The organism is Caballeronia sp. LZ024, assembly GCF_031451455.1.
Taxonomy (GTDB): Bacteria; Pseudomonadota; Gammaproteobacteria; order Burkholderiales; family Burkholderiaceae; genus Caballeronia; species Caballeronia telluris.
This window is the reverse complement of record NZ_JARUXL010000002.1, coordinates 156,090-174,036: the sequence shown is the minus strand read 5'-3', so window position 1 is coordinate 174,036 and position 17,947 is coordinate 156,090. Positions and strand designations below refer to the sequence as shown.

The following is a 17,947-nucleotide window of genomic DNA, read 5'->3' as shown; positions in this document are numbered from 1 at the left end:
GAATTCAATTCAGCGATCAGCCACTTTAATTCGTTTGAGCGCGCGGACTCAAGCCGATACGCTTGAATCACTCGCCGAGCCTTATACGACACGGGTTTTCCCGATGCGGCGAGGGTGGATGCGGAGGCCTCTAAAGCGGCTACTTCACATCATCCAGAACCGAGGCCGACAGCCGTTTTGTCTGCCGATACAAGATGGAGACAACTCGTGAATACGAGCGAAGCCGGGCAACGCGCCCCTCTCGCGGAACGCGCCTACCGCATCCGGCGCAACGCGCTGCTGATGGGTGAAGTGCAGGGCCAAGGCTATATCGGCCAGGCTCTCGATATCGCCGATGTGCTGGCGGTCGCCTACTTCGGCGCAATGCGTTACCAGCCCGAGAATCCCGACTGGGAAGGGCGCGACCGCTTCCTGCTCTCGAACGGTCACTATGCAATCGCGCTTTATGCGGCGCTCTTCGAAGCCGGCTTCCTGCCGCCGGAAGAACTCGAAACCTACGGCAGCGACGACAGCCGCCTGCCGATGTCCGGTATGGCCGCCTACACGCCGGGCATGGAGATGTCGGGCGGCTCGCTCGGCCACGGTCTGACGATTGCAGTGGGCCGCTGCCTCGGTCTGAAGCGCAAGGGTTCGGACGCATTCGTCTACACGCTCTTCTCCGACGGCGAACTCGATGAAGGCGCGATCTGGGAAGGCATCATGTCGGCGGCTCACTGGAAGCTCGACAACCTGATCGCGATGGTCGACGTCAACAATCAGCAAGCCGATGGCCCGTCGACGCAGATCATGGCGTTCGAGCCGCTCGTCGAAAAACTCGAATCGTTCGGCTGGTACACGCAACGCATCGACGGCAACGACATCGATGCCGTGAAGGCTGCGTTCGACAACGCACGCAATCATCCGGAACCGCGGCCGCGCATGATCGTCTGCGATACGCGCATGGGCTGCGGCGTCCCGTTCCTCGAAGAGCGCGAGAAGAATCACTTCATCCGCGTCGATCCGCACGAATGGCAACTGGCGCTTGCCGCGCTCGACGAAGGGAGACAAGCATGAACGACACCACGACGAAGAAGCCGCGCCTGAAGACCTCGGCGATGATCGCTTCGATTGCGAGCGAAGGGCAGATCACGCGCTCGGCGCCGTTCGGGAAGGCGCTCGTCGAACTGGCGCGAGAGCGGCAGAACGTGGTCGGCATGACCGCCGACCTCGGCAAGTACACCGACCTGCATCTCTTCGCGAAGGAGTTTCCCGAGCGCTACTACCAGATGGGCATGGCCGAGCAACTGCTGATGGGCGCGGCAGCCGGTCTCGCACACGAAGGTGCGCAGCCGTGGGTGACGACCTACGCCGTGTTCGCGACGCGCCGCGCCTACGACTTCATGCATCAGGCGATCGCCGAAGACAATCTTGATGTGAAGATCGTCTGCGCGTTGCCCGGACTCACGACCGGCTACGGCCCGAGCCATCAGGCGGCGGAAGATCTCGCCTTGATGCGCGCGATGCCGGGCATGACCGTGATCGATCCGTGCGATGCGCTCGAAATCGAACAGATGGTGCCCGCGATGGCCGACCACAAGGGCCCGGTGTATGCACGCCTTTTGCGCGGCAACGTGCCCGTCGTGCTCGATGAATACGACTATCAGTTCGAACTCGGCAAGGCGAAACTGCTGCGCGACGGCGCCGAAGTGCTGATCATTTCGACCGGCATCATGACGATGCGCGCGCTCGAAGTGGCGAAGGCCTTCGAAGCGGACAACGTCGGCGTGGGCGTGCTGCATGTGCCGACCATCAAGCCGCTCGACACCGTCACGATCCTGCGCGAAGCGAAGCGCTCCGGGCGCCTCGTCGTGGTCGCGGAAAACCATACCGGCATCGGCGGCCTTGGCGAAGGCGTCGCGACCGCGCTTCTTACGGCGGGCATCACGCCGCCGTTCCGCCAGATTGCCTTGCCAGACGCATTCCTCGACGCGGGCGCACTGCCCACCCTGCACGACCGCTACGGCATTTCGACGAACGTGATGGTCGACACCATCAGGAACTGGCTCGGCTGACACTGCGCATCAAACCACACACACCCTCATCAGGAATCAGGAGAAACCCATCATGTCCGACTCGCGTCTTCTCGAAGGCAAGGTCGCCGTCATTTCCGGCGCAGCATCTCCCCGCGGTATCGGCATGGCGACCGCACGCATGTTCGCGAAGCACGGCGCGAAGGTCGCGATCCTCGATCTCGACGAAGCCCAGGCGAAGGAAGCGGCGGCATCGATCGGCGCGGAGCATCGCGGCTATGTGTGCAACGTGACCGACCGGCAGGCCTGCGAGGATGCCGTAGCGAAAGTCGTCGCCGACTTCGGCAAGATCGACGTGCTCATCAACAATGCAGGCATTACGCAGGCGGCGAAGTTCCTCGATATCGACCCGCGAAGCTGGGACCGCATCCTCGATGTCAACCTGCGCGGCGTGCTGTATCTGTCGCAAGCCGTCGTGCCGCAGATGAAGAAGCAGAAGAGCGGGGCAATCGGCTGCATGTCGTCGGTCTCCGCGCAGCGCGGCGGCGGCATCCTGGGCGGTCCGCACTACTCGGCCGCGAAGGCGGGCGTGCTCGGTCTCGCAAAGGCGATGGCGCGCGAACTGGGCGGCGAAGGCATCCGCGTCAATTGCGTGACGCCGGGTCTGATCCAGACCGACATCAACGCGGGCAAGATCCCTGAAGAGAAGCGCGGCGAGATTCTCGCGGGTATTCCGGCAGGCCGCCTCGGCGTGCCGGATGACGTCGCGGGTGCGTTCCTCTTCCTCGCGGCGGACATTTCGTCGTACATTACCGGCGCCGTCATCGACGTCAACGGAGGCATGCTGATCCACGGTTGAGCGTCGCCGCCAGGCACACGCGCCGAAGAGCGCATTGCCGAAACGCATCGAATGAAGCGTCCACGAGGCGCCGCAAAAAAACAGCCTCGGAAGGCGCGATAACCATACCGATACCCAGTATTGGAGGAGCACACCATGACAACCCGTCCGACCGCCCTGAAGGGCATCGACCGCCGCACGTTCCTGAAAGCGGGCGCCACGGTCGCCGCCGCGGCGCCGCTGTTGGGCCTTTCGCACCGCGCGTCCGCCGCCGAATTCAACTACAAGCTCGCGACCGGCCAGGACCCGACGCATCCCGTCAACATTCGCGCGCAGGAAGCGCTGAACAAGATCCGCGAAGCCACGGGCGGCAAGCTCGATATCAAGCTCTTCCCGGCGAACCAATTGGGCTCGGACACCGATCTGCTCTCGCAAGTGCGCAGCGGCGGCGTGGAGTTCTTCAACCAGGCATCGTCGATTCTCGCGACGCTCGCGCCTGCCGCCGGCATCGTCAACACGGGTTTCGCGTTCCAGGACTACGACGCCGTCTGGAAGGCGATGGACGGCGACCTCGGCGCCTATGTGCGCGGCCAGATCGAGAAGGCGGGCATTGTGTCGGTCTCGCGCGCGTGGGACAACGGCTTCCGTCAGGTCAGTTCGTCGACGCGCGTCGTGAAGACGCCCGATGACCTCAAGGGCTTCAAGATTCGCGTGCCGCAGGCGCCGATGCTCACGTCGCTCTTCAAGGCGCTCGACGCCGGCCCCTCGCCGATCAACTTCAACGAGCTCTATTCCGCCTTGCAGACGGGCGTGGTGGAAGGCCAGGAAAATCCGCTGCCGATCATCGCGACAGCGAAGCTCTACGAAGTGCAGAAGTCGATCAGCCTGACCTCGCACGTATGGGACGCCTACTGGATTCTCGGTAACCGCCGCGCGTGGGAGAAGCTTCCCGCCGACATGCGCGCGATCGTCACGCGCGAGTTCGAAGCGGCCGGCATGCTGCAGCGCGCGGACATCGCGAAGCTCAATGTCTCGCTGCGCACGGACCTGAAGACGAAGGGCATCAACATCGTGGAAGTCGATCGCGAAGCCTTCCGCAACGCGCTGCGCAAGACGAGCTTCTACAGCGACTGGAAAACCAAGTACGGCAACGAGGGCTGGTCGCTCCTGGAAAAGAACGTCGGCAAGCTGGTGTGATGCCATGACTACGTACACGGCTTCGCACGCGGCGCCGCGCCGCATAGCCGGTGTCCTCGACACCGTTCTCGGTCATCTTGTGGAGATCCCTGCCGCGCTCTTGGTGCTCGCGGAAATCGTGGTACTGCTCACGGGCGTGACGAGCCGTTACCTGCTGCACGCGCCGCTCGTCTGGTCCGACGAGCTCGCGTCCATCCTCTTCCTGTGGCTCGCCATGCTCGGCGCGGTGGTCGCGTTGCGGCGCGGCGAGCACATGCGGATGACGGCGCTCGTCGGCATGGCGTCGCCGGGCGTGCGGGCGTTCCTCGAAGTCATCGCGATCGCGGCGCCGCTCGCGTTCCTCGTGCTCGTGATCGGCCCGGCTGTCGAGTTCGCGCAGGACGAAGCGTTCATCACGACGCCCGCACTCGAAATCCCGAACTCGTGGCGGGCGGCGGCGCTGCCGGTCGGCACGGCGCTGATGTTGCTCGTCGCGTGCCTGCGGCTCGTGCGTAGCGCCAACTGGCGTCTGACGATCGCGGCGCTGGTGCTGGTCGCCGTGGTCGGGGGCAGCTTCTATGCGCTCGCGCCGGTGTTCCGCGACCTCGGCAACGTCAACCTGCTGATCTTCTTTGTCGGGCTGGTGGCGCTGACCGTGCTCTCGGGCGTGCCGATCGCGTTCTCGTTCGGCCTCGCGACCTTCGGCTATCTCGCGCTCACGACGAGCACGCCGCTCGTCGTCGTGGTCGGTCGCATGGATGAGGGCATGTCGCACCTGATCCTGCTCTCGGTGCCGCTCTTCGTGTTCCTCGGCCAGTTGATCGAGATGACCGGCATGGCCGCCGCGATGATCGCGTTTCTGGCGAGCCTGCTCGGACATGTGCGTGGCGGTCTGTCCTACGTGCTGGTCGGCGCGATGTATCTCGTGTCGGGTATTTCGGGCTCGAAGGCCGCCGACATGGCCGCCGTCGCGCCGGTGCTGTTTCCCGAGATGAAGGCGCGCGGCGCGAAGCCCGGCGATCTCGTCGCGCTGCTCGCCGCCACCGGCGCGCAGACCGAGACGATTCCGCCGAGCCTCGTCTTGATCACGCTCGGCTCGGTGACGGGCGTGTCGATCTCGGCGCTCTTCACGGGCGGCATGCTGCCGGGCGTCGTGCTTGCCGTGACGCTGTGCGCGGTCGTGTGGTGGCGTTATCGCGGCGACGATTTGTCGGGCGTGCGTCGCGCGAACCGTGCCGAGATCGCGAAGAAGCTGGTGATCGCGGTACCGGCGCTCGCGCTGCCGTTCGTGATCCGCGCGGCGGTGGTCGAAGGCATCGCGACGGCAACCGAGGTGTCCACGATCGGCATCGCGTATGCCGTGCTCGCGGGGCTCCTCATCTACCGCCGCTTCGAATGGGCGCGCCTGAAGCCGATGCTGATCGACACGGCCGCGCTGTCGGGCGCGATCCTGTTGATCATCGGCGCGGCGACCGGCATGGCGTGGGCGCTCACGCAGTCGGGCTTCTCCGGCCAGCTTGCCCGCACGATGGGCGGCTTGCCGGGCGGCGCGGCGATGTTCATGGCAGCCTCGATCGTCGCGTTCATCGTGCTCGGCAGCGTGCTGGAAGGCATTCCCGCGATCGTGCTGTTCGGTCCGCTGATGTTCCCCATCGCGCGCCAGATGGGCATCGACGACGTTCACTACTCGATGGTCGTGATCCTGTCGATGGGCGTCGGCCTGTTCGCACCGCCCTTCGGCGTGGGCTATTACTCGGCCTGCGCGGTGAGCCGCATCCATCCGGACGAAGGCATGAAGCCGATCGTCGGTTACATCCTGGCGCTCATCGTCGGCCTGATCGTGGTCGCGGCGGTGCCCTGGATCTCGACCGGCTTCCTGCATTGATCCACGCCCCTCGCCGTTCAGGCGGGGGCGTATCTTCCAATTGCCTTAGACGCCGCCCGCATCGGGGCGGCACAGGAGAGATGCGTCATGTCAAATACCGAGGCCCGGCCGCTCGCCGATGCGATCCGCTTTCTCGCCATCGACTCGATCGTGCGCGCCGGCGAAGGCCATCAGGGCGTGCCGCTCGGCATGGCCGAGATCGCGACGGCGCTCTTCACGCGCCACATGAAGTTCAATCCCGCCGATCCGCAATGGCCCGATCGCGACCGCTTCGTCTTGTCGAACGGCCACGGCTCGATGCTGCTGTACGCGCTACTGCATCTCACGGGCTACGCGCACTTCGGGATCGACGCGCTCAAGTCGTTCCGCGAGATGGGCTCGACCTGCGCCGGGCATCCCGAGTTCGAACCCGCCGCCGGAATCGAAGTGACGACGGGGCCGCTCGGGCAGGGTATCGCGAACGCGTTCGGCATGGCGGTCGCGGAGGCTTATCAGAACGCGCGCTTCGGCGATGGCATCGTCGATCACTACACGTATGCGTTCGTCGGCGATGGTTGCCTGCAGGAAGGCATCGGCCAGGAGATGGTCTCGCTCGCGGGCCATTTGCAGCTCGGCAAGCTCATCCTCTGCTGGGACGACAACCAGATCACCGACGACGGCAGCACGTCGCTTTCGATCTCCGAGGACGTGAGCGCGCGCTTTCGCGTCGCGGGCTGGCAGGTGATCGAAGTAGACGGGCACGATCTCGAAGCGGTATCGGCGGCGCTCGTGATGGCGCGCCGCGATCCGCGACCTTCGATGATCGCGTGCCGCACCGTGATCGCGCGTGGCATCGCGCGACTTCAGGGACAGCGAGGCGGCCACAGCGGCAAGCTCTTCGATGCGGATTCGGAAGCCGCGCGCCGCGAACTCGGCTGGCCGCACGCGCCGTTCGACGTGCCCGCCGACGTGCTCGATGCGTGGCGCAGCGCCGGACGTCGCAGCGATGACGAATATCGCGCGTGGCAGGCGCGCGTGGCGGCGTTGCCGGCGGGCGAGCGCGCCGAGTTCGAGCGCATCCAGGCAGGGCGTCTGCCCGATGGCTTGCGCGACGTACTGGAGGCCTACCAGCGGCGCGCAGTCGAATCGCGCGACGCACAGGCGGGCATCACCATCTCCGGTGAGATCAATGATCTGCTTGTGCCGTATCTGCCGGAACGCATGGTCGGCTGCGCGGACCTCGAAGCGCCGACCGGCCACAAGCGCAGCCTCAAGGCGTTCACCGCGAACGATCGGAGCGGCGCCTACGTGCACTGCGGCGTGCGCGAACATCTGATGGGCGCGATGGCGAACGGCATGGCCGCGCACGGCGGCGTCATTCCGCTCGCCGTCACCTATCTCGCGTTCTCCGACTACGAGCGTCCCGCGATGCGCATGGCCGCGTTGATGGGCCTGCCGGTCAAGTTCGTGTTCAGTCACGATTCGATCGGCGTCGGCAGGAACGGGCCGACGCATCAGCCTGTCGAGATTCTCGCGTCGCTGCGCGCGATGCCGAACATGCGCGTGTTCCGTCCCGCCGATGCCGTCGAAGCCGCCGAGTGCTGGATGATCGCGCTCGAACATCGGAGCGGGCCGAGCACGCTCGTGTTCGCGCGGCAGGCGTTGCCCACGGTGCGCACGACGCACGCGGCCGCCAACCTGTCGCAGCGCGGCGCCTACGTGCTGGCCGAAGCCGAGGGCGGCAAGCGTCGCGTCACACTGATCGCGACCGGATCGGAAGTCGCGCTCGCACTCGAAGCGCGTGCGCGCTTGCAGGCGGAAGGCATCGCGACGGCGGTCGTATCGATGCCGTGCTGCGAGATCTTCGACGAACAGGACGCCGCCTACCGTGTGTCCGTGCTCGGCGCGGGCACGGTGCGCGTCGCGGTGGAAGCGGCGGTGCGCTTCGGCTGGGACCGCTATCTCGGCGAGCGCGGCGGCTTCGTCGGGATGCCGGGCTTCGGCGCTTCCGGTCCCGCCGAGGCGCTGTATGAACATTTCGGCATCACGCCCGCGCATATCGCCGCCGAGGCGAAGCGCCTCATCTCATCCCACGAAGGCTGATCATGCACAAGATCGTATTTCTCGACCGCGCCACGCTCGCTCCGCAGATCACGCTGCGCAGGCCGGGCTTCGCGCACGAACTCGCGGAATATGCGCAGACGCATCCGGAGGACGTGGCGGCGCGCATCGCGGGTGCGTCCATCGTCATCACGAACAAGGTCGCGCTCACCGCCGACATCCTCGCGCAAAGCTCGGGACTGAAACTCGTGGCTGTCGCGGCGACCGGCACCGATTGCGTCGACAAGGCCGCCTGCGCGCGTCATGGCGTCGCGGTGGCGAACATTCGCGGCTATGCGGTGAACACGGTGCCCGAGCATACGTTCGCGCTGATGCTCGCGTTGCGTCGCAACCTGATCGCGTATCGCGACGATGTGCTGAACGGCGTCTGGCAGAAGTCCGGCCAGTTCTGCTTCTTCGATCATCCGATCCGCGATCTGGCGGGCGCCACGCTCGGCATCATCGGGGAAGGCGTGCTCGGCCAGCGCGTCGCGGAGATCGCGAAGGTCTTCGGCGCGCGGCCGATATTCGCGGCGCACAAAGGCAGCCAGGGGTTCGGGCCGCTCTACACGCCGTGGGACCAAATGCTCGCGACGAGCGACATCATCACTGTGCACAGTCCGCTCACGCCGCAGACGCGCGGCATGCTCGCGATGCCCGAATTCCGCGCGATGAAGCGCAAGCCCCTGATCATCAACACGGCGCGCGGCGGACTCGTCGATGAAGCCGATCTCGCGCGCGCGCTCGACGAAGGCCTCATCAGCGGCGCGGGCTTCGATGTCGTGTCGGGCGAGCCACCGGCCGCCGACAACCCGCTGATGCGTATCGCCGGGCGGCCGAACGTCATCGTGACGCCGCATGTCGCATGGGCATCGGACGAAGCGCAGCAGGCGCTCGCCGACCAGTTGATCGACAACATCGAAAGTTTCATCGCGGGCACGCCGCGCAATCTGGTTCAAGCGGCTCTTTAGCGCAAGGCGGTGCGCCGCGCTAAAGAACGTATAGCCAGCCGAGCAGCGTGAGGACTGAAAAGAGCGTAGTCATCGAGATCACTGCGCCGACTACGTTCTTTTCGACGTCGTATTCCACCGCGAGCACATACGCGCTCTTGGCGGTCGGCACGGCAGCGCATACGACGGCGGCGACGGTCGCAGTCCTGCCAAGGTCGGCCGCAAGGCAAAGCGCGTAGACAACAAGCGGCATGACGGCGAGTTTGAGCACGGTCAGCAACGCATAGAGGCCTAGGCGTTCGCGCAGTTCGGCGATGGTCAGATCCAGTCCGATGGCGAACAGCGCGCATGGCGTTAGCGCTTCGCCAAGCATCGCGAGCGACGATGCGACAGGTCCCGGCAGTGTCGAACCGAGCATGGACCAAAGCAGTCCGAAGATCGTGGCAAGGATGACGGGATTGGTGGCGATCTGCCGAATCAACGCCGCCGTCCGTATGTTGTGCGAAGTGTCGTGTCGTCCGATCTCCAGCAGCAGAACCAGTATCGGAAACATGACGGCGCCGATGAACACCGTCGCGATCGCCGCCGCGAGCACGCCCGGCTTGCCGTAAAGCGTCTTCAATATTGGAAGGGCGACGAATCCGGTGTTCGTCATCGACACGGCAGCGGCCAGCATGCCGCTTGCTCCGATGCCTGCGCCGCGCGCGATTCGCATGTAGATCATCACCGCCGCAAAGCAGATCATGGAACCGCCGCCGAACGCAGCGAGAAAGCGCCAGTCGAGGAGCGCGTGAAGCGACTCGTCGGCAATCGTCAGGAAGACGAGGGACGGCATCGCCACGTAGTAGGCAAAGCGCATCAGTGGCGCGGCCAGCGCGCGCGGTATGTAACCGGAAGCGCCGGCGAGCCATCCCGCAAGAATGATCGCAAAGATCGGAAGTATGGTGCCAGCGAGATGCATGGTGACCTCCCGTTGCGCCGAGAGCCAGCGCATCGACGCTCTTCTCGGGCTGGGCGCCATTATCGGGCAGAACCTGGTCGGACGCCGCGCTCATTCAGCGTTCGTGATATATCGCAAGCCAGACGGTTTGCTCGTCGGCATGCGTCCACGCGACGCGATGCCGGCAATGCGGCTCGATCAGCACGTAGTCGCCGGGACGCATTTCGTGCAGCGTCGAATCTGTTTCGAACTCGAGCGCGGCCGCGCCCGACAGCAAGACGACCCATTCGGCGCGCGAGTCGTCGTACCAGAACCCTTCGGGACTCGCGTGACCCATCGATACGATCCGCTCCACGTTCAGGCGCTGCCCTGTCACGAGCACGTCGACTTGCTCTTCGCTGTTGTGCTTCGCTTCGAGGCTGAACAGGTTGCCCGTTTGAAGTTGCATGGCGCGAGCGCTCTCCCTGGATTTCTTCTTAGCAATTTTAAAAAATTGTTCTAAAACATAGGATACGCCAATAAGTACTTAATCAATGACGAGCGACCCGTGGAGGGAGACATCATGCGGTATTGCGATTTCCAATGCCCCACAGCGCTGGCAGTGTTTGTCCTGACGGCGATGAGCAACAGTGTCCTCGCTGCGGGGCCGCTGCCGCAAGGCGGCAAGTTCGCGGCCGGGGCGGGCACCATCGCCACGGGCAACAACGCGGTCGAGATCACACAAAGCACGCCGCGCGGCATCATCGACTGGCGCAGCTTCTCCATCGGCAACGGCAACAGCGTCAACGTCAACAACGGCACCGGCGCGACGCTGAGCCGCGTCACGGGACTCAGCCGCTCCGTCATCGACGGCCGGCTCAACGCGACCGGCAGCTTCTACCTGATCAATCCACAAGGCGTCGTGGTCGGTCCGAACGGCGTCGTCACCACGGGTGGTCGCTTCGCCGCATCCACGCTCGATATCTGCAACGATGCGTTCATGAACGGCGGCTCACTCAGTTTCAGCGGCACGAGCGATGCGGCCGTCGTCAACCTGGGCAAGATCAGTTCGAGCGGCGGCGATGTCTTTCTCATCTCGCGCAAGCTCGTGCAGAACGAGGGCAGCATCGACGCGCCTCGCGGATCGGCGGAACTCGCGACCGGCAGCCAGGTGCTGCTCAAGGATTCGACGACCGCGCCGCAAGTCTTCGTGCAACCGGGCGCGCACGGCGACGTGGTGAACAAGGGCGCCATACGCGCGGCTCAGGTGGCGCTGCAGACCGCCGATGGCAACGTGTTCGCACTCGCCGGCCACAGCGACGCGTTGCGCGCGACCGGCACCGCAACCCGCGACGGCCACGTATGGCTCGTGGCGAACGGCGGCACGGCCCATGTCCATTCGAACATCGAGGCCTCGAACGCGGACGGCAGCGGCGGGGTGGTCGATACGAGCGGCCGCGCGCTGCATCTGGATAACGCCGACATCAAAGCAGCGCAATGGAATATATCGGCACCGACGCTGAACGTTGGCCCGCTCACTGCCGTCGTGCTCGCGCGCAACCTGTCGGGCGGCACGTCGATCGCGCTGAACGCGACGGACGGCAACGCCGAGCTCGCCTCGACGTTGCGCTGGAACGGAGATGCGTCGCTTGCGGTGAACGCGCAGCGCAACGTCACCATCGGTTCGACGAGCATCGTGTCGAACACCGGCGGCGGCAACCTTGCGCTACGCGCCGATGCATCCGGCACCGACAATGGCGGCAGCATCGCGAACCGCGGCACGATCGACTGGTCGCGCAGCACGGGCACCGTTGCGGCGCTCTACGATATGAACGGCACCTACACGCCCGGCACGATCCGGGGCAACCCGTCGTGGACCGCCGCGCCGTACAGCGGGTTGAAGACGCAATCGACCACTTATCGGCTCGTCAATTCCGCCAGCGACCTGCAAAACGTCTCGCTCGATTTCGGCGGCAACTACGCGCTCGGCAAGGACCTCGACCTCGGCGGCTTTCCTCATATCTTCGCCGGCATCGGCGTTGCCGATGCCACGCCGTTCAACGGCCAGTTCGACGGCATGGGCCATGTCATCCGCAATCTGTACATGACCGATCAGGCCGGCCCGACGAACTATACGGGCCTGTTCGGCATCATCGGCGCGAGCGGTATCGTGCGGAACCTGGGCGTGGTGGATGCCGTCGTCGGTGGCCCTTCTATGGGGCCGGTGGGCATCCTCGCGGGACAGAACCGGGGGCTCGTCGTCAATGCGTACACGACCGGCTCGGTCGGCGCGGAAGAATCGGCGTCGTTCGGCGGCGGCGGTCTTGTCGCGCAGAACGACGGCACGATCGAACGCTCATGGAGCGGCGCCCAGGTCGTCGGATCGGGCGAGTATGGCGGTCTTGTCGGCGTCAACAACGGGTCGATCACGCAATCTTTCGCCACGGGTGCCGTCGGCGGCGGCTCGCACAGTTCCGGGGGCGGACTCGTCGGACAAAACTACGGGTCGATCAACCAATCCTATTCGACAGGGGACGTCGCCCTGTTTTCCGTTGGCGGACTCGTCGACGCGAACTACGGCACGATCACCGAATCGTTCACGACCTCGGCCATCACTGCCCAGTTCACGCCGAATCAGGAAGCGGGCCTTGTCGTCTTCAATCAGGGGACCATCGCGAACAACGTGTTCTGGGACAAAGAGCGCAGCACGGCCACCGACGCCGTGGCAATCGGGCCCACGATTCCCGATGCGAACGGCTTGAGCACCGCGCAGATGAGCAACGCCGCGAGTTTCGGCCCGACGTGGGACTTTGGGCCGAACGGTGCGTGGGTCATGCCCACGGGTGGCAGCCATCCGGTCTTGCGCTGGCAGCAGAGTTCACGGTGAGTCATTTCTTGCAGACCCTGTCACTTCGCCATTTCTTCAGGCCACCACAACCGACCGCTTCCGACCTATGATTGCTGGTACAGCAGGAGGAGGCGCATGACCAGCATTCATACCGACACTCGCTTCACCGGTTCGATCGCGGAAGTCTATGACACGTACCTCGTTCCGTTGATCTTCGAAGCCTATGCCGCGGATCTCGCGAAGAGGGTAAGCGCGCGCCATCCGTCCCGGGTGCTCGAAACCGCTGCCGGTACGGGCGTCGTGAGCCGCGCGATGGCACATGCATTGCCGATACATGTCGATCTGGTTGCCACCGACCTCAACCAGCCGATGCTGGATCGCGCCGCGGCAATCGGCGCACCGAGGCGCATCGATTGGCAACGGGCGGACGCTGCGCAGTTGCCGTTCGACGACGCGAGTTTCGACGCTGTCGTCTGCCAGTTCGGCTTCATGTTCTTTCCAGACAAGGTGCGCGCGTTTTCGGAAGCCCGGCGCGTGCTTCGGCATGGCGGCGTACTGTTGTTCAACGTCTGGGACCGCATCGAGGAAAACGAGTTCGCTGATACTGTCACGGCCGCGCTTGCCGGTCTCTTCCCCGCGGACCCGCCACGCTTCCTGCAGCGCACGCCCCACGGCTACTTCGATTCAAAAGCGATTTCACGCGCCCTCGCCGATGCGGGCTTCAGCGCGGCGCCGCACGTCGAGACAGTCGCAGCGCGCAGTCGCGCGGCGTCGGCCCGCGTGCCTGCTGTCGCGTATTGTCAGGGAACGCCGTTGCGCGATGAGATCGAGGCCCGCTCTGGCGCGAGCATCGACGATGCGACCTCCGCGTGCGCGACCGCGATCACGCAGCGATTCGGCACCGGAGCGGTCGACGGGAAGATTCAGGCGCACGTACTTGTCGCGGAGTCGTAGCGGCACAAGGAGACACGATGGAATGCATCGAGATATACACCGGCCCCGACGGACACTCGGCATTCAGGACCATTCGCACGTTTGAAGCGGCTCCCGTGTCTTTCAGCGGCGTTGTCGTATCGTTATCGCCGCCGCAGCCTTGCGAAAGCGTGCTCGTGCACGAGTTCGACGGTGACTATGTCCTCGGCTGGCATAACCCGCCGTCCAGGCAATATGTCGTCGTGCTCGAAGGCGAGCTTGAAATCACCGTGCAAGGGAGAGACACTCCTCGCCGCTTTGCAGCGGGCGCGGTTTTCCTTGCAGCCGATCTGCAGGGCACAGGCCATACGACGCGCGCGATCCATTCAGGCCGCGCATTGGTCGTCAACGTGCGGGGATGAGACGATGCGGTTGAACCATGCTCTGGCGGTAGTGACGGGCGGCAGTAGCGGCATAGGTTTCGCCGCCGCCGAACGGTTCGTCTCCGAAGGCGCGCGCGTGGTGATCAGCGGGCGCGACGCGGACAAGCTGCAACGCGCCGCCGAGAAGCTCGGCGAGCATGCCCTGCCTGTCATTGCGGACGCAGCGAACCCGGACGACATGCGGCGGTTGTATGAGTCCGCAGTCGGCCATTTCCAATGCGATGTCAATGTCGTTGTCGCCAATGCGGGTATTTCCCGGCAAACGCCGGTGCGCGAGACGTCGGTGAAACAGTTCTCAGAGGTTCTCGACATCAACGTCGGCGGCGTGTACTCGACTGTGCGCGAGGCGCTGCCGTTTCTCGCGCGGCCTGCATCGATCATCCTCGTTGCGTCGCTGGCGGCCAATCAGGGCACGAAGAATTTCTCCGCCTATTGCGCGTCGAAGGCGGCGGTGGTCTCGCTGGCAAAGAGCTTTGCGGCAGAATTCGTCGAGTTCGATATACGCGTCAACAGCATTTCACCGGGCGTTGCGCACACGCCGATCTTCGATTCCCTGCGCATGTCCGAAGCGCAACTGATGCAATGGTCGAAAGCGATTCCGATGAAGCGGCCGGCCGAGCCCGCCGAAATCGCCGCGGTGATCCTCTTTCTTGCCTCGGATGAATCGCGTTATATGACCGGTGCCGACCTTGCAGTCGATGGAGGCATGTCAGGCATCAGTCCGTTTTGAAGGTCGCGGACGCGGCAGGTCGACGAGTGGCGAATCAAAGCGCTCGCCGATACCATCGGCGCTTACCAAGGCTGTTTGGCAACGCCTCGCCTTTATCGCAAAGCCCGGTCGGCGAGATGCACGTACCTCGCCGCCCGGCAGAGTGCGACCCGGGCATTACACCGGATTCGCAGCGACGAAGCTTTTATACGCGCTGTAGGCAGGGTTCTTCGTCACGCCATCCGCCTGAATCAGACCGTAGTTCGGATCGATCAGGCAATACATCATGATGCACTGGATGTTGTACTTGTCCTTGATCGACTTGTACTGCGTCATTGCCTTCGTGACGTAGGCGGCGGCCGTATCGGGCGTGTCCAGTGAGCCGGACCAGCCGAACTCCGTCAGCCAGATCGGCATGCCGAACGAGTCCTTCAGCACCTGCGGGATATCGACTCGCGCCGGGCCGCCCGCATACAGGATGTCGTAGGAACTCTTGTACCAGTGATACATCGTGATGTCCCAGCGCACGAGCGCCGCGCCGCCAACGCCGTCCGCCGTGCCGTCCGGCGAGATGCCGTTCCACAGCATCTGCAACGCGCGGTAAGCCATCGGAATGCCGACGTTCACGCCGACCTGGATGGTCGGATCGACCGCCTTCACGCCGTCGATCATGCCGCGGATCACGCCGCGGAACGACGGCCAGTAAGCCGGATTCCAGTCCGCACATGAGGCGCCGTTGCCGCCGATCTTCAGCGGGACATCGCACTCGTTGCCGCATTCGACATACTTCACGAGACCCTTCAGCGGCTTCGTGCAGTTGACGCCGAGGTTATAGCCGAGCGTATACGCCGCCGCTTCCGTGCTGGTGATGTTCCAGCCTGCGGAGATCGGATTGAGGACCGGCAGGATCTGCACGCCGCTGCCCTTGAACGCACCGTTGAGCGCGTCGGCCAGCACCTGAGACATGCCGGCGCCTGCGGTGTCGCATCGATAGATGCCGGCGCCGAGATCCTGCAGCAAGGCGAGTTGCGCGGCCGGTGTGGTCGTCTTGTAGATGCCGCTGTTGTAGGCCATGTGGCCGTTCATGCCGTAGAAGAGCGAAGCCGCGCTGGTCTTCGGGCGCGGGTCGGTCGCGCCGAGCGACGTCCACGGACTGCCGTTCTTGTACCAGGTGCCGTCGGCGTTCTGCGCGTAGATAACGCCGCCGTACCAGAGGATCAGCGTCAGCGGCTTGGCCGAGCCGGTCGCGACCGACGCGCCGTTGCGGGTCACGCGATTGCTGACGAGAGTCCAGACGTTTCCGGCGCTGTCGAGGATAGACGTTGCCGACGGAATCGTCGTGCCGTCTGGCGATGCGGTCGCGGCAACCTTCGACACACCCGCGACGTCCGCGCCTTCGTCGGCGACTCCACCTCCGCCGCATGCCGCCAGAGCAGTGGAGCCTGCACCAGCCATCAAAAAGGAAAGAAACTTCCGACGAGTGAATTGGGCGTCGAAAGAAACAGGATTAACGGAAGCGGTATTTATTGCTTCTAGGTTGTTACATTTGGTATCAGTCATGGGTAGAAAATACTGGATTAGGATGCGACGCATTATATCCAGCAGACTTCTACCGATTTCACGGGCATTAAAAAACGCAAAAAATAGCAAAACTACCGCTTTTTACTATTTGTCTTATGAAACAAGTTGTTACATCTATTACTCATTGAAAGAAAATTCTCCTTCTTTAACGCGAGGCTGCGTCAGAATTCGGTATTTAATGCCGGTTGATCGTTTGCTAATTTCGACGAATGTCGAATTTCGAGCAGGATTTGCTCGAAACGGATTGGCGATTGATTACTTCACACCAATTGCATCCATTGTTTGCTCGCGGTTTTTGCTATTTGAGTTTCGGCATGGCGCGCCGAATTCAGTGCGTGTCGATACGCCTTTTGATGCAAAGGAGGGGCGCGCGGCAGGGCAATTGGGAAGGGGCACTGCGAAGAGGTTCGGAACGCAGAAGAGACGGCGCACGCGGCAGTATCCAGATGGCCGCGATACTCGACTCATTCAACGCGACCGCGGGGAGCGGTCGCCTACAGTCTGACGTCGCCGGGCAAACGGTGACGAACCCGCATGCCGCCAAAAAGCGGTATCCGATTAATCGTCGACTTGCACGATCAGTTCGCCGTCGATCGTCTCGATGGAAAGCTTGCTCAGGCACATGCCCTTCGCGCCGACGACACACCCGGATACCAAATCGAAGCGCAAGCCATGCGCCGGGCATTGCAGGACATTGCCATCGAGGCGGCCATTCGCGAGCGATGCGCCGTTGTGCGGACAGGAATTGTCGATTGCGTGAACGACGCCGTCGATGTTGAACAGCACGACGCTGCGGCCGTCGATGAACTTGAGCATGCGCGAGCCGGCATTAAGCGTGTCGGCGCGGGCAATCGGTATGGATCGCGTCAATTGATTTCCTTCGGTTGCGCATGGATGCGCTGCATCGTAGTCCAGAGCCGTCTTGCGTCACCCTCTCGCGGGGGGAGGGCCGACGCCCGCGTCGTTCGATGCCCTCCCGCCACGAGAGGGGCCCAAAGTCCGCTCCTTCCGTATTCTTGTTGCATGACTTCAAGCGCCATCGCGATGTCCTTCGCTGCATCGTCGGCACACTCCACAGGAAGCGCCTGCGCGAAGAGCCGCGCAATCGCCCAAACGGAAAGCAACAGCATGAGCACCATTGGATACAGCATGGCGACGATCGATGAGTTCGTCGGCCAGGAGTTGGGCATGTCGGACTGGGTCGTCGTCGACCAGGCGCGCATCGACGCCTTCGCGCAATGCACGGGCGACACGCAGTGGATTCACTTGAACGAAGAGCGCGCGAAGCGCGAAAGCCCCTTCGGCGGCACCATCGCGCACGGCTATCTGACGCTTTCGTTGCTGGCGACACTCGCGATCGAAGTCGGCCTCATTCCGGCCGATGCATCAGCCGGCTTGAACTACGGGCTCGACAAGGTGCGCTTCATGACGCCGGTCAAAGCCGGCGCCCGGGTGCGAGCCCGCGTGATGCTGACTTCGATCGAACGGAAGGACGGAGGCCGCGTCGTCGTCAAGATGGACAACGAACTGCAGATCGAAGGCGAAGGCAAGCCCGCGCTGATCGCGCAGACACTCGTGATGCTCGTCGCGTGACCGCA

16 protein-coding genes are annotated in these 17,947 nt (G+C 63.9%); 12 read left to right on the top strand and 4 right to left on the bottom strand.

Features of this window, described 5'->3' with window-relative positions; all coding sequences use genetic code 11:
* Nucleotides 1-207: 207 nt before the first annotated feature.
* The 7 genes from QCE48_RS16215 to QCE48_RS16185 all read left to right on the top strand — a co-directional run bounded on the left by QCE48_RS16215 (nt 208) and on the right by QCE48_RS16185 (nt 8,958).
* Entirely contained in the window at nt 208-1,053 is an 846-nt protein-coding gene (locus tag QCE48_RS16215) for a transketolase (protein ID WP_309784860.1), read from the top strand.
* Nucleotides 1,050-2,051: a transketolase family protein gene (locus QCE48_RS16210; protein WP_309784858.1), complete on the top strand. Its 1,002-nt coding sequence runs from the start codon at nt 1,050-1,052 to the stop codon at nt 2,049-2,051. Before QCE48_RS16215 ends, QCE48_RS16210 begins: the two co-directional genes overlap by 4 nt.
* A 52-nt stretch (nt 2,052-2,103) precedes the next feature.
* Entirely contained in the window at nt 2,104-2,868 is a 765-nt protein-coding gene (locus QCE48_RS16205; RefSeq protein ID WP_309784855.1) for a glucose 1-dehydrogenase, read from the top strand.
* Nucleotides 2,869-3,003: 135 nt separating this feature from the next.
* On the top strand, nt 3,004-4,044 hold the full coding sequence (locus QCE48_RS16200) for a TRAP transporter substrate-binding protein (protein ID WP_087632900.1): 1,041 nt from the start codon (nt 3,004-3,006) through the stop codon (nt 4,042-4,044).
* A 4-nt stretch (nt 4,045-4,048) separates the two neighbouring features.
* The gene (locus tag QCE48_RS16195; protein WP_309784854.1) at nt 4,049-5,908 is read left to right on the top strand and encodes a TRAP transporter large permease subunit; all 1,860 of its coding nucleotides are present in this window, start codon (nt 4,049-4,051) and stop codon (nt 5,906-5,908) included.
* Between the two features lie 87 nt (nt 5,909-5,995).
* Nucleotides 5,996-7,990 (top strand): transketolase, encoded by a 1,995-nt coding sequence (gene tkt / locus QCE48_RS16190; RefSeq protein ID WP_309784852.1) that lies wholly within the window; start codon nt 5,996-5,998, stop codon nt 7,988-7,990.
* Nucleotides 7,991-7,992: 2 nt separating this feature from the next.
* Nucleotides 7,993-8,958 carry a D-2-hydroxyacid dehydrogenase gene (locus QCE48_RS16185; RefSeq protein WP_309784850.1) on the top strand — a complete coding sequence of 322 codons (966 nt, stop codon included), beginning with the start codon at nt 7,993-7,995 and terminating at the stop codon, nt 8,956-8,958.
* Between the two features lie 19 nt (nt 8,959-8,977).
* On the opposite strand, the gene QCE48_RS16180 is transcribed toward QCE48_RS16185, so the two are convergent.
* Both QCE48_RS16180 and QCE48_RS16175 read right to left on the bottom strand, forming a co-directional pair.
* A complete protein-coding gene (locus tag QCE48_RS16180; protein WP_309784848.1) occupies nt 8,978-9,898 on the bottom strand; it encodes an AEC family transporter in 921 nt (306 codons plus the stop codon).
* 94 nt (nt 9,899-9,992) lie between these two features.
* Complete coding sequence (locus QCE48_RS16175; protein WP_309784846.1) at nt 9,993-10,325, bottom strand: cupin domain-containing protein; 333 nt, start codon at nt 10,323-10,325, stop codon at nt 9,993-9,995.
* Nucleotides 10,326-10,496: 171 nt separating this feature from the next.
* Here QCE48_RS16175 and QCE48_RS16170 point away from each other — a divergent pair, with 171 nt between their 5' ends.
* The 4 genes from QCE48_RS16170 to QCE48_RS16155 all read left to right on the top strand — a co-directional run bounded on the left by QCE48_RS16170 (nt 10,497) and on the right by QCE48_RS16155 (nt 14,789).
* On the top strand, nt 10,497-12,743 hold the full coding sequence (locus tag QCE48_RS16170) for a filamentous hemagglutinin N-terminal domain-containing protein (RefSeq protein WP_309784844.1): 2,247 nt from the start codon (nt 10,497-10,499) through the stop codon (nt 12,741-12,743).
* A gap of 96 nt (nt 12,744-12,839) precedes the next feature.
* A complete protein-coding gene (locus tag QCE48_RS16165; protein WP_309784842.1) occupies nt 12,840-13,658 on the top strand; it encodes a class I SAM-dependent methyltransferase in 819 nt (272 codons plus the stop codon).
* Nucleotides 13,659-13,675: 17 nt separating this feature from the next.
* On the top strand, nt 13,676-14,038 hold the full coding sequence (locus QCE48_RS16160; RefSeq protein WP_309784840.1) for a hypothetical protein: 363 nt from the start codon (nt 13,676-13,678) through the stop codon (nt 14,036-14,038).
* 4 nt (nt 14,039-14,042) lie between these two features.
* Entirely contained in the window at nt 14,043-14,789 is a 747-nt protein-coding gene (locus QCE48_RS16155; protein WP_309784839.1) for an SDR family NAD(P)-dependent oxidoreductase, read from the top strand.
* Between the two features lie 156 nt (nt 14,790-14,945).
* Here the strand turns inward: QCE48_RS16155 and QCE48_RS16150 are convergent, their stop codons facing one another.
* Both QCE48_RS16150 and QCE48_RS16145 read right to left on the bottom strand, forming a co-directional pair.
* On the bottom strand, nt 14,946-16,145 hold the full coding sequence (locus tag QCE48_RS16150) for a glycosyl hydrolase (RefSeq protein ID WP_309784837.1): 1,200 nt from the start codon (nt 16,143-16,145) through the stop codon (nt 14,946-14,948).
* A 762-nt stretch (nt 16,146-16,907) separates the two neighbouring features.
* Nucleotides 16,908-17,219, bottom strand: coding sequence for a Rieske (2Fe-2S) protein (locus QCE48_RS16145; protein ID WP_309784835.1), 312 nt, complete (start codon nt 17,217-17,219; stop codon nt 16,908-16,910).
* Nucleotides 17,220-17,477: 258 nt separating this feature from the next.
* Here QCE48_RS16145 and QCE48_RS16140 point away from each other — a divergent pair, with 258 nt between their 5' ends.
* A complete protein-coding gene (locus QCE48_RS16140; RefSeq protein WP_309784833.1) occupies nt 17,478-17,942 on the top strand; it encodes a MaoC family dehydratase in 465 nt (154 codons plus the stop codon).
* Nucleotides 17,943-17,947: the final 5 nt, after the last annotated feature.

Coding starts and splice junctions, on each gene's coding strand:
- QCE48_RS16210 (WP_309784858.1), top strand. CDS start 1,050: ATGAACGACACCACGACGAAGAAGCCGCGCCTGAAGACCTCGGCGATG.
- QCE48_RS16205 (WP_309784855.1), top strand. CDS start 2,104: ATGTCCGACTCGCGTCTTCTCGAAGGCAAGGTCGCCGTCATTTCCGGC.
- QCE48_RS16200 (WP_087632900.1), top strand. CDS start 3,004: ATGACAACCCGTCCGACCGCCCTGAAGGGCATCGACCGCCGCACGTTC.
- QCE48_RS16195 (WP_309784854.1), top strand. CDS start 4,049: ATGACTACGTACACGGCTTCGCACGCGGCGCCGCGCCGCATAGCCGGT.
- tkt (WP_309784852.1), top strand. CDS start 5,996: ATGTCAAATACCGAGGCCCGGCCGCTCGCCGATGCGATCCGCTTTCTC.
- QCE48_RS16185 (WP_309784850.1), top strand. CDS start 7,993: ATGCACAAGATCGTATTTCTCGACCGCGCCACGCTCGCTCCGCAGATC.
- QCE48_RS16180 (WP_309784848.1), bottom strand. CDS start 9,898: ATGCATCTCGCTGGCACCATACTTCCGATCTTTGCGATCATTCTTGCG.
- QCE48_RS16175 (WP_309784846.1), bottom strand. CDS start 10,325: ATGCAACTTCAAACGGGCAACCTGTTCAGCCTCGAAGCGAAGCACAAC.
- QCE48_RS16170 (WP_309784844.1), top strand. CDS start 10,497: ATGAGCAACAGTGTCCTCGCTGCGGGGCCGCTGCCGCAAGGCGGCAAG.
- QCE48_RS16165 (WP_309784842.1), top strand. CDS start 12,840: ATGACCAGCATTCATACCGACACTCGCTTCACCGGTTCGATCGCGGAA.
- QCE48_RS16160 (WP_309784840.1), top strand. CDS start 13,676: ATGGAATGCATCGAGATATACACCGGCCCCGACGGACACTCGGCATTC.
- QCE48_RS16155 (WP_309784839.1), top strand. CDS start 14,043: ATGCGGTTGAACCATGCTCTGGCGGTAGTGACGGGCGGCAGTAGCGGC.
- QCE48_RS16140 (WP_309784833.1), top strand. CDS start 17,478: ATGAGCACCATTGGATACAGCATGGCGACGATCGATGAGTTCGTCGGC.